Annotated in this window: 10 protein-coding genes; 2 read left to right on the top strand and 8 right to left on the bottom strand. The window is 38.8% G+C overall.

Annotated features, from left to right (window positions below; genetic code table 11):
* Window positions 1-15: 15 nt before the first annotated feature.
* Both NYP54_RS03510 and NYP54_RS03505 read right to left on the bottom strand, forming a co-directional pair.
* Window positions 16-1,725 carry an RHS repeat-associated core domain-containing protein gene (locus NYP54_RS03510; RefSeq protein WP_283157189.1) on the bottom strand — a complete coding sequence of 570 codons (1,710 nt, stop codon included), beginning with the start codon at window positions 1,723-1,725 and terminating at the stop codon, window positions 16-18.
* A gap of 84 nt (window positions 1,726-1,809) precedes the next feature.
* Window positions 1,810-3,426, bottom strand: coding sequence for an RHS repeat-associated core domain-containing protein (locus tag NYP54_RS03505; RefSeq protein WP_283157188.1), 1,617 nt, complete (start codon window positions 3,424-3,426; stop codon window positions 1,810-1,812).
* Between the two features lie 313 nt (window positions 3,427-3,739).
* On the opposite strand from NYP54_RS03505, the gene NYP54_RS03500 reads away from it, so the two are divergent.
* Entirely contained in the window at window positions 3,740-4,201 is a 462-nt protein-coding gene (locus tag NYP54_RS03500; protein WP_283157187.1) for a hypothetical protein, read from the top strand.
* Window positions 4,202-4,248: 47 nt separating this feature from the next.
* A complete protein-coding gene (locus tag NYP54_RS03495) occupies window positions 4,249-4,692 on the top strand; it encodes a hypothetical protein (RefSeq protein ID WP_283157186.1) in 444 nt (147 codons plus the stop codon).
* Window positions 4,693-4,856: 164 nt separating this feature from the next.
* Here the strand turns inward: NYP54_RS03495 and NYP54_RS03490 are convergent, their stop codons facing one another.
* From NYP54_RS03490 to NYP54_RS03465, 6 genes are all read right to left on the bottom strand, one after another.
* Window positions 4,857-5,654 (bottom strand): alpha/beta hydrolase fold domain-containing protein, encoded by a 798-nt coding sequence (locus tag NYP54_RS03490; protein WP_283157185.1) that lies wholly within the window; start codon window positions 5,652-5,654, stop codon window positions 4,857-4,859.
* A gap of 23 nt (window positions 5,655-5,677) precedes the next feature.
* On the bottom strand, window positions 5,678-7,078 hold the full coding sequence (locus tag NYP54_RS03485; RefSeq protein WP_283157184.1) for an SGNH/GDSL hydrolase family protein: 1,401 nt from the start codon (window positions 7,076-7,078) through the stop codon (window positions 5,678-5,680).
* 34 nt (window positions 7,079-7,112) lie between these two features.
* On the bottom strand, window positions 7,113-8,576 hold the full coding sequence (locus NYP54_RS03480) for a hypothetical protein (protein ID WP_283157183.1): 1,464 nt from the start codon (window positions 8,574-8,576) through the stop codon (window positions 7,113-7,115).
* 26 nt (window positions 8,577-8,602) lie between these two features.
* On the bottom strand, window positions 8,603-9,079 hold the full coding sequence (locus NYP54_RS03475) for a hypothetical protein (RefSeq protein WP_117002921.1): 477 nt from the start codon (window positions 9,077-9,079) through the stop codon (window positions 8,603-8,605).
* Between the two features lie 80 nt (window positions 9,080-9,159).
* Window positions 9,160-10,554, bottom strand: a complete 1,395-nt coding sequence (locus NYP54_RS03470) for an alpha/beta hydrolase (protein WP_283157182.1) — start codon at window positions 10,552-10,554, stop codon at window positions 9,160-9,162.
* Between the two features lie 17 nt (window positions 10,555-10,571).
* The gene (locus NYP54_RS03465) at window positions 10,572-12,095 is read right to left on the bottom strand and encodes an RHS repeat-associated core domain-containing protein (protein WP_117002923.1); all 1,524 of its coding nucleotides are present in this window, start codon (window positions 12,093-12,095) and stop codon (window positions 10,572-10,574) included.
* Between the last annotated feature and the right edge of the window lie 40 nt (window positions 12,096-12,135).

Here is a 12,135-nt window from a genome sequence, read left to right as displayed (position 1 = left end):
TGGTGAAAAAAGCTGTCATCGAAAGAAATGATTGTCGATGCTTGCGTGCCAAGTAATGGTTTCAGTGGTTAGGTTTGCAGTGAAGCCGTATTGAACTGCTGCAGGATGCTTTAACTCAATTATGTCTAAGTTTGCAGAATTTTTAGTTGTCCACGTATCATGAAATGTACCAGTTACTGTTTTATTTTGTAAATTTATTTCATAACATACTTTTTGAGTTTGAGAGCCATTTGCAATACCCCATTGAGCTACGACTTCTTTTACAACAGAAGCAAATGATGATTGATTTGCAATTTTCTTATAAATGTCATTTAAATCAAGTTGGGTAACATTTTCGCGGGTTATGTTATGGACTGTGCCATTTTCATCAATAAGTGTGAGTTTATTTCTGCCCAAATCAATATCAAATGATTCTAGGCTATTGTTATTAAATTCAGATAATCGAAACGTACCGATCATTGAGACAGGCAGTGTTTGAACTATACCCATAGTAGCTCCCGTGACTGTGCCAATCGCAGCATTCGTCAAAAAGCTGTTAGTATTAAAGCCTTGTTGAGCACCTAACGCCATAGCTAAACCTTGCGAAGTAGCTGCTTGTGTGATAGCACCTGCCGCAGCTGAAGCAACAATAGCGCCAGTAGTTCCGGCAATAGCAGGACTCAGTAAGGCACCTGTACCACTACTGACAATACCGGTAGCTTCAGCACTTCCTGCGGCAATCACAGCATTCTTCCAGCCAGTTGATTTCATTTGCTGTTGCCAGTTTTGATGATAGGTTGCATTGTTAATAGAGTCTGTGGCAATGGAGGCTGTGACAGCCCCAAAGGCAGCCGAAGGGATCACAAATGCTAGAGGTCCTGCTAAAGGCATCAATGCAATCGGCGCGAGTGTGCCAAATATGGTAGAACCGCCGTGACCCCAAATCTTCTGCCATACACTGCTATGCCCTGAAGGGTCAAACGCCATAATTGGGTTGTTGTCGCTATAGGTATAGCCATTGATACCGCCTGCGTCAAAGGGTGACAGACTATCTTGCTGCATAAACTGACGTAACTGTGGGTTATAGGCGCGATAGCCATTCCCTAAAAATTGCAAACCTGAAGTGTGATCACTCAATATACCGTTATAAGTTTTACTTGAGCTGTCTAAATCAAATACATCAAAGGGTTTTGGATCATGGGCTAAGGCATCACTTTCAAAGCCAAACGGTAAGTAGCGGTAATAGTGTTGCAGTTTGTTGTGATGATCGATCAAACTAATGGTGCTGCCAAGATTATCTTTAACATAAAAGCGTTTTTGTATGCCTGAAGGGTTAATGCGTAGTAAAGCTGCTTCGCTGTAATAATTTAAATTGCCATTTTGTAGATCGCCGTTAATGGCACCGTGGTTGTAGTAATGATAAAGAGGCTCGGCGTTGTTGACTATTTGTTTAATCTGCTGACCCATAGCACTATAGTGGTAGTGGATAATAGCACCATCTTTTTGGATGATTTTAACCAGCTCATCATTGCTGTCATAGCTAAGCTGATTCTCATTGTTATCAAAAATGATATTGCCATTTTGATCTTGTTGGACATTTATGATTGTATTATCATCAATGACATGGGTAAGTTGCATAGCTAAAGGATTAAAAGTGCTTGCATGACCCGTATTACAGTAGCAAAGCATGATTGTGAAAAGTACAATCGCATTTTTAAGTCTGAAGGAGATTAAGTTATCTTTCATAAAATGATCCGTAAAATGATTGATGATGGATATATATGTAAAAAATGTTCGATTTAAAAATGAGCTTGATATACAGAGCTATTTCTATACTCCATGTGTATAAGGCTTTTTTAGTCTCAAGATTGTATCCTCTAGTCTAGTGATTTCAACGAACTGAAGTCGCATTACCGATGCATGTACAGTTTGCTGAGCTTGTAGCGTCGCTACCTGATCTTCTAAATAGCTTACTTGAGCTGCATGAATAGCTTCCAACTGTCTATAATTGTCTGTGACGGTCTGTAGTTCATTCTCTAATCTTTGTCTTGCTGTAAGTTCATTACCATGCTCGATCATATACATGACGACGTCATTATGTAGTGATTCAATATAATTATTTAATGGAGTTTCACCACTGGCAGGAGTTCGTACATATAAACCTTCTAATTGTGGGGTTTTTCCATCAGGTTTAACAATAATTTTCTTTGGGGTAGTTTGTATAATTCCTGCTGCTATGCCAATTGCAGTGCCAATCGCAGCATTTGTCACAAAGCTTTCAATATTAAAGCCTTGTTGCGTGCCTAACGCCATAGCTAAACTTTGAGATGTACCTGCCTGTGTGATAGCACCTGCAGCAGCTGAGGCGACAACAGCGCCAGTAGTTCCGGCAATAGCAGGACTCAGTAAGGCACCTGTACCACTACTGACAATACCAGTAGCTTCGGCACTTCCTGCAGCAATCACGGCATTTTTCCAACCGGTTGATTTCATCTGTTGTTGCCAGTTTTGATGATAGGTTGCATTGTTAATGGAATCTGCGGCAATGGAGGCTGCGGCTGCACCAAAGGCAACCGAAGGGATGACAAATGCTAATGGTCCTGCTAAAGGCATTAGTGCGATCGGTGCAATCGTGCTAAATATAGTTGAGCCGCCGTGACCCCAAATCTTCTGCCATACACTGCTATGCCCTGAAGGGTCAAACGCCATAATTGGGTTGTTGTCGCTATAGGTATAGCCATTGATACCGCCTGCGTCAAAGGGTGACAGACTATCTTGCTGCATAAACTGACGTAACTGTGGGTTATAGGCGCGATAGCCATTCCCTAAAAATTGCAAACCTGAAGTGTGATCACTCAATATACCGTTATAAGTTTTACTTGAGCTGTCTAAATCAAATACATCAAAGGACTTTGGATCATGGTCTAAGACATCACTTTCAAAACCAAAGGGTAAGTAGCGATAATAGTGTTGCAATTTATTGTGATGATCGATCAGACTAATGGTGCTGCCTAGATTATCTTTAACATAGAAATGCTTCTGTATGCCAGAAGGGGTGATGCGTAGTAAAGCTGCTTCGGTGTAATAATTTAAATTACCATTTTGCAGATCTTCATTGATGGCACCGTTGTTGTAGTAATGATAGAGTGCTTCTGCATTATTAACGGTTTGTTTAATTTGCTGACCCACAGCATTATAGTGATAGTAGATAATAGCACCATCTTTTTGAGTTATTTTAATTAGTTTATCATTGCTGTCATAACTAAGCTGATTTTCGTTGTTATCAAAAATGATATTGCCATTTTGATCATATTGAATGGGTTGTGCAGCGTTATCTTCAATAACGTAATGTAATAAATTTGCTTTATCTATGACTTGGCGGGTAGATGTAAATGTTGGAAGTGCATAGCTTTGATTGCCTAATGTTGATAGCAATATCGTAGACATCACTATTCCAAAATGATGACGTTTGTGCTTTGTGAGGTTACTTATTCCCATTGATTGATTACTCCATAGTTTATTGATGCAGATAAGTGTATGAGTACCTAACATAATAAAAGAGTGACCTGCGGTTATGTTTAGTGATTACCCAAATAAGACGTTAGTCAAGCACAAAATAACTTAGGGTTACTATTCGGGGTGAAGTGTATCTACTAAAGTGTGTTGACTACTTACTATCTAAAATCATATTAAAATTAATGCTTTAAAAGATGGCTTGGTAGATAAATATGAACTGCATAAACAAAAGGAGCTATTGCTAATGAGATTTAAACAACTAGGTGCCATGCTACTATTATTTACAAGTTGGGGGTGTTTTGCATCATCACTTCATCCTGTGACATTTCAAAATGATACAAATGATACTGGGTTATCAGTAAATTACATTACGGGGCACAAATATTCAAAATGTGTAAGTTATGTTAGCCCACAAGCATTAATGATTGCACCTGATGGGGCTGAAATATCTAATTTTAAGGACAGAGATAATAATTCATGTTCTAAAGCAAATAAGCGCGCATCATGGATTTTGAAAGTGGCAGGGGGTGGTGAGGCGATTGTTACTTTTAAGCGCGAGCCTCAATATAGTGATATTTTTGGTGTTTACACTTGGAGTGAGTTTCTTGTTATTAATGGTGAAGAGGTCAAAGTAAATGACATTATATCTTTTGGCAATTATCAACTTAAAGTTAACAGTATGAATCATGTGACATTAATAGCTTAAGGGTAGAGATTCACTGATTAATTTATAACGTATACACAGAGGCAACTATGCAAAAGAAACATATATTAACGGGAGTGTTGCTATTAACGGCAACATTCGGTTTTTCCGCTAGCTCACATCCAGTGAACTTTCATAATGATAGAAAAGATACAGCGATAAGTATCCAGTATTTAACAGGGCATAAATACTCAAAATGTGTTTCGTATGTGCGCCCGCCAACACTCATGGTGAACCCAGGTCAGGTGCAAACATCTACCTTTAGAGATAAAGATCATCTAAGCTGTAATGGTATAGATAAATATGCCTCTTGGCTGATAAGAACTGTAGATGATGCATCTGCTATTGTTACTTTAAGACATGATCGAACTGGTGATTGGGTGACTTATATAGAGATTAATGGGCATATAGTCAATAATGGCGATACAGTGCCAATTAATGGCGGAAAATATGCTCTACGCGTAGATAATAATGAGAATATTGTATTTTATTGATTTGTCATGAGGCATTGGCTCGTGATGGCAGCGTGGATGAGCGTAGGGGAGTGCGCTAGATACCGCCCATAAGCTATTGTGTAGCATTTATACCATTGAATTTTACGCCCTTTTGAGTGATTGATATTTTAGCAATAGCGAATGCGTTAAGAAACAATGAATAGTTAATTTAGTGTATGTTGTAGTGTGTTTATCAGCCAAGCAATTGGTTTTTGGCTTTGTTCATCTAAATCCACTAAATGTGATCCTAAGTGTCCACCATTAAATGTTTTGGCGATCACTGGCACCTTAGCAAGTTGCAGTTTCTCACTATACAGTTGACCTTGCTCAAAAAGAGAATCCTCGTTGTTTAGCACAATAATGCTTGTCGGCATGTTCTCAAGCTGTGCATACAAAGGAGAGTATAATGTATTCTTCAAATCATTAGGGTCATGAATATAAGCATCGCGAAAATTTAGATATTTTCCGGGATTAACCATGTCAATGATTGGATTAATTAATATTTGTGCTTGAAGCTCCAGTTGATTTACCTCTTTATCTAATAATGCGCATACGGTTGCAATATTTGCTCCCGCGCTATCCCCAATTACTGCTAGCTTGCTTTCATATCGGTGAATAAAACATAGTGCTTTGTAACATGAGTTGATAACCATGTCACTTTTATGCTCAGGTGCTAAAGGATATTCTATTGAAAGCACTTTACACCCGACTTTTTGTGAAAGCATGCGGCATAAATTATCATGTGAGTCAATGCTGCCTGCAACAAAGCCTCCACCATGAAAAAATACTAAGGTTGTCTCTTTTAGTAAACCTTCAGGTTGATAAAGTCGTGCATTCATATTTACGAATTGTTTATCCAGATTAAATGCATTGGTAATTTCTCCTGTAAAAGGATAAACGGGGGAGTTCATGCTAATATTTTGTAATCTTTCTCGTAGTTGTTGAACGCTGGGAGTAGACATCAGGTTTTCCTTAGTTTTGTTTGTTATCTATGCTTATTTATAATGTTCAAATCGTTAAGTATATATTGATAAATTGCTTTTTGAATTTGATAAGTGGGGTGGACGTGATCCCAGAAAATATAATGCTGTGGATCAGCGCATAAACTACCTGAGTCATCTACTAAAAAATTTGCTTTTGCATCTCTAGAAAACTTACCTTGATAAGGAAGCTGAAGATGCTGATCTGTTATTGTCGTTAGATAACGATACTTAAAATAACCACCTTGCCAGCAGGATAAAGCATTATTTTCAGGATCAATGACTGTATTAAATTGAGCGTTAAATTTTTGAGGATCGTTTAGTAATAAAGAAAACATCTGATCGATATCAATAAATTTGATATGAGCATTACTTGAGGCAAATCGCTGTAGCTGAGAGTTATGTGCTTTAGTTAGCTTTGAAAGTATTATTTCATTGTTACGCTCATGCGATTCGGGGGTAAAGGATAAATCAGGAAGTCCAATAATTAAGGTATTTTCAGCATTAACTTCATTAATAGCATTGATAATTTTATCGGTAACTTTGTGACTGATTTGCTGTATGTCGCTGTCAGATAAGGATTTATCGGCTGTTAAATAATCATTAGCACCAATAAAAAATATCGCTAGTTTTTGCTCATCTTTGCGCCAGTTTTTTTGATCTAGCTGGTAGGCTTTAAGTTCAGCGTCAAGATTATAAGGTAGTCCTAAGCTTGCCCATTCTGGTTCAAAAACAACGGTAGCGCCACCTACAGCATAATTGCTTACTTCGATATTGAAGCTTTTAAGCGTATTTTTAAGTAGTACTGACCACGGTGCGCCATTTGAAAACATGCCACGATAATAAGGTATGGATTTAGGAATCATGCCAGCGGAGTAGTGATATAGATTCCCTTGATCACTAATGCTATCGCCAAAGATAACTATACGCTGAATATCTGCTATATCACTCTTTGAGATATCATATGTTTGTTTGCAAGCAGATACAGTAAAGCTTGGAATCTCTTGTTTGCCAGAAAGCGTATAGCTATGCCATGAGTAGCTGTAGTCTTTGCTAAGTGGCATATGCTCAATTTCTATATCGCCATCTGCCTTGGTAAATGTGGCTGTATTATTTGTGAAACCATTGTTTAACAAGTAGCTAACACGCCCGTTATGTTTCAAACTATTAAATTGAATTTGGATGTTTGAGGTGGTGTGTTCAAGTGTATTGGTATTGACATAACTCCCAGCAAAAACATATTGATTTGGGTCAAGCTCAACCGTATAGCTTTGACCCGCCTCGTCGGCATTGATGCTAAACTGCACGGACTCAGCACAGTTATTCTCAAATGTCAGTGTTGATCTGGCATCTGCATAAAGATGGTTGATATAAGATAAAGCGAATAAAAGCGCTATTTTTTTCACTATAGACTCCTTTCTTGTTAGCGGTGATATAAAATTAATGTATGGTGCATTGTTGCATGCTGGTGTTGCCATTTAGCTGGTTGTAATACAGATCGCCTGTTTTGCTTAAGCTTATAGGAGCGCTAGTATTGATCGATTTAAAATTACCAAAATCATCATAAATAAACATTTGTACGTCACCAGGATAGTTCTCAGGACGAGCCCAGCCAAGATAAACAAGCTTATCATTGCCGCCAACATCAAGCCCAACACTCGAAGCCCCTTGTTTTGCATCATCAGAATCAGAACGATTAAAATAGGCTTGTGTAAACTGGTCCATGGTAGGGTGGATCAGCACATTGCTGCAGGCAAAGTTAGCTGCCTTAATATAAGTGATGAGTTTGGATCGGTTATCCCCTTGACATTGATTATCACCCAGTGGACATTTAGTATAAATGCCAGTGTTATCATAATCAAAGTAATTATAGTTATTCGGATCTGTCAGATTAGCGCCATTGGCATTGGTTCCAATATTTTGGGTTTGCGATGCGGTAAACGGCTCTTGACAACCATACATACCAAATTGCAGGGTCGAAACGGTTTCTCCAGAGGTGTTCTTATTCACTCGAGCATATAAAATATGTCCGGAGCTTAGCATATTGTTATGCATAATTTGATAGCCAAGCGCGATATGTAAGTCAAGAGAATCGTCTTTATTTTGTGGCAGTGGCAAACTGGTCTGAGTGAAGCAAGGTGCTCCATTTATCACATCATTAGTGGGCAAGCTACTTGCTAGTATGGCGTATTGACTAGTACTTACCGGAACGTCACCTTGTAAGTCTATGCCATAGATATTCATTTGAGGCAGTTGTTGTTGCGCACGCAGTTGTACATAAAAAATCCGACTGATGGAAGATGGATTGTCACCTAAAGCATTACGACTAAAAAGCATCATATTTTGATTGTTTGGATGCTCATAGGTTCCTGTCTTGAGGTTTTGGTTTTGGATGCTTGTAATACACATACTTCCTTGACCATTATTAATATTGAGCCATTGGTTTGGTGTCCAATCAATGTGTAATTTGGCACTGGCATCTGTGTAACTTCCATCTAAAAATGGGACTCCTTCGCGCCACGTATAGCTATTGAGATTGCCATCTTGTAACTTGGCAAAGAGATCCTGCTGACATGCCGTATTAGCGCCTTGTTTATCATGTGTTAAAGATAATTTATATGGGTTTTGTTGATCAACTCCTTGGGCGTTAGTGATATATAAACCGATACGATCCCAGATATGCTGTTGTGTATCTTCATCGGGCTGCCCGTCAAAGTTCAGTGTGACTAAAATGGGAAATTGTTGTAAGCCATTGGTATAACCATAAACAGTTGTCCCAGTTTGCTGATTAATATCACTGACCGAAATACCTGTGAGATTGACATTGTTGTTTTGTGTAGCTAAACCTATATTGGCTACGCCAAAAATTGATATGAAGGCTAATGACAATAGTTTAAATTTCATAAAATGATCCTCTTAAGTTATGCAGATTATCTAGTTGTAAAGTCGGTGATTTGACAGGCATCAATATAAGCAGAATCAATCCCTTTATTTAGACTGTTATAACAATCCTGTGGATTAGCAACCAAAAGTTGCTGTGGAAACTTGCTTTTGCTAATATAGCTTTTGGCAACACCATATTGGTTGGTTTTGGTAAAAATTCGAACCTCAACTTGAACGGTCTTCCCGCGAGAACCATTATATTTTTTGCAGGCAGGGACATAAATATTAAAGTTATTACTATTCGTGATGCTCAGAATTTGACTCATATCATTGTGATTGTAATGCGAGGTTCTTTTGCAAGTTCTGTGAAGATAAATACCAGTGACCCCTAACTGGGCAAAGGTGAAGCTGCGTACAACACCATTATTATCGGTATAACTTGGTGGTGAGATGGTGATATTTTCCCCTGCATTAGCTATGCCGCAAATAAGTAAACTGCTGCAAATAAGTGTTTTTTTTAACATGGTTGTATAAGCTCCGTGTGCTGTGATTTAATGCACAGTCATCATACATAATGTTTTTATTTTTCAAGAGTGACGTGAGGTTATTTGAGAAGATAATCGTCTACATTTTGATCAATTGATTTGTCTTGTGTCAAGCGATAACTACAGTGCCCACCGCCATGATAACTCACCAGTGTCGAGTGTGGGATAAGCTCATGCATGGCTTTAGCATCGACATAGGGAGTTTGTGGATCATAATGATTAGCAAGCATTAGTATCTGAGGCGTATCATCAGTAAAGCTCAGCTTTGTTGATGCTTTCATTAAATTTTGCCAAAGTCCCGTGCAAGGCAATGAGAAATCAATCGCCATATGTTTGGTAATGGCGTCAAACGTTGGTTGGTTTAAAAACACTAGAAATGAATTGAAGTTAAGGTGATATGAATCCTGACAAATAACGGCAGAATAAGCCGCTTGAATGGCAAGTTGATCATTGCGACTAAAATCAAATAGGTCATCAATGTTCTGTTTTTGCATGATCTTGTCAATCAGTAGATAGATTTTGTCATAATCCTTTTCATTATTAACAAAGTCCATGAGGCGATATAAAAAATCGCTTTCTAACACTTGGCGTTTGTGGGCATAGACTTCACCGTATTTTACACGTGTTAATGCTTGGTAAAACCTTATCCATGGATTGGGATAGATAGGACAGTGTGTGTCTTTAGCACAAAGGTCAAAAGCATAATCAAAGCTTTCTTTATCAGCGATAGCCAGAGTTTTATTTGCCTCATATAAATTGCGATCAGCGCCCATTACCCCATCAAGCACAAGCTTATTAACATGTTGTGGGTATTTTGCCAAATAATACTCAGCTAAATAGGTACCATAGGATTGTGCAAGAAAGTTGATCTTGCCAAGATTTAACTGTTGGCGAATTTTCTCTAGATCTTGTAGCGTGTACTCTGTGCCCATACGCGTGAAAAGCTTGTTATCATGTTTTTGGCAGCTAAGGTAGATTTGATTGCGTAATTCAATAAGTCCTGTGATGGCTTGTGGTAATGCTTCAACTTTGGCAAATTGATCATAAATACGCTCATTGATGTGACAGTTAAGCCGTGTGCTTTGTCCGAAACCACGCGGATCAAAGCCTAAAATAGCATAGTCCTTTAATAGCCGTTGGCTAAATAGTGGTTGTAGATCCAATTCACTGACTGGCAACCAAGGGCCTCCTGGGTTATACAATAGAACCTTTTGCGCATGATAAGGATTGTAAAGCGTAAGATAAATATCAATATTGCCAAGCTCAGGCTGGTTATATTCCAATGGTAACTTCAGCGTTGCACAGAGATAGTCCTTTGAATTTTGATGATTGCTGCAGGCTTGCCAGTGAATGGGTGAGTCTGAGCTATTAAAACTATTACTTGCTGATAGTGATGTTAACGTAAAGCATGATAGTAATAATCCGCTCGCTAGTGAAGTGGTATGTTTTAGCATATATTAATATTACCTTGTTATGCAGTAATTAAACCAAAAGGCTTGTGAAGTGGTTGCTGTTCTGGTTTTTCACTGCTTTCTACAGTCAGGTTATGGTCACCATTAATGCGCTTGAATTGTTTGTTAGGCGTTGTTGACAGAGAGTCAGCCCTTTGTGGAAACTTGGAAGATGCTGTAGAAGCATTATTAACTGATGTTATAAAGTTGTGTGTTGCATCAGTCTGACTAGTGAAAGAATCTGCCTTAGCGAGACGTGTCTCAAGAGCATTTCTAACACGATAGGCTTTGAGATTGTCAATATTATAGCCAACACTCATGCTTGCTGCATTTTTAACAACTGAAATGGCATAGCTCTCCCAGTCCCATTTACTCTGATAACCAGCGCCAATCATAACACCTTGCTCAATTGCAGGTTCAGAGAAAACCATAATCGCACCATAGGAAAGTTTCATGGATGCCGATGCCTGACTTCCTCCAACGGCACCGCCTGCTGCTCCAAGTGTTGTTCCTATCGCCACGCCAACATAACCGCCATTACGCATTTGTTTGGCAAAATTTTGTTTATTTAAGCCGGCATTTGTCGCTTGTGCAGCAACGGAAGCAGAGCCCCCAGCGATAGCACCGCTAATGGCTGCCATTATCATTGGGTGTGCCACGGCAGCACTGGGTGCTAATGCCCCGCCACTAGCAGCGATTGCCATGCCCATCGCTGTAGCTGTGGTAACGCCAACGCCCCAAACGATAACATGTTTTGCCCAATCGGGGATATGCCCTGAAGGATCAAATGCCATAACCGGATTGTTATCACTATAGGCATAACCATGTATGCCACCTTCACTAAAGGGAGATAGACTGTCATATTGCAGAAAAATACCTAAGCGAGGATTATACGCGCGATAGCCATTACCTAAAAATTGATTACCAGTCATTGCATCCATTGATATGCCATTGAAACCTTTTAAGTGTTGATCTAACTCTGGCGTATGCATTAAATCATCATTTTTATCGATATCGCTTATGAAACCAAAGGGTAGGTAACGATAATAATGATTGAGCTTTTTATCTGGGTTGATATGACTGATAATGCTGCCTAGATTATCGCTTATGTAATGCTGAGTCTCCAACATGTTACTTTGACGGCTTAATTTAAACTCCCCTCCATCAAAGTAGAATTTAAGCAAATGATGCTGCTGACTACCAATAAATTTATTATTGGCATAATAATGGTAAACAGGACTTTGATGTTGAAGTGTTTGCGCAATTTGTTGCCCTTTAGCATCGTAGCGATAATGGATTATTTTGCCATTAGACTGGATTGATTTGATCAATTCATTGTTGCTGTTATAGCTAAATTGCGTGGCTTGATCATCAAGTAGTAAATTCCCACCTTGATCATAGTTGAGCATGTTGCTTACACCATCTTCAATGATATGAGTTAATTGTGTTGGATGTGTTGCCTTGGCAACAAAAGGGATGCTTAGCGCTACTCCGATGAGTAATATGCTAAACTTCTGTGTGTTCATATCTGCTGCGTGTTCCATATAAGCTATCCTTCCCGATTAATTAATACATCCAACACAG

It is taken from the genome of Cysteiniphilum sp. QT6929 (genome assembly GCF_030035755.1).
In the GTDB taxonomy this organism is placed as follows: Bacteria; Pseudomonadota; Gammaproteobacteria; order Francisellales; family Francisellaceae; genus Caedibacter; species Caedibacter litoralis.
The sequence above is the reverse complement of the archived record's forward strand: the minus strand, read 5'-3'. Positions and strand labels throughout refer to the sequence as shown.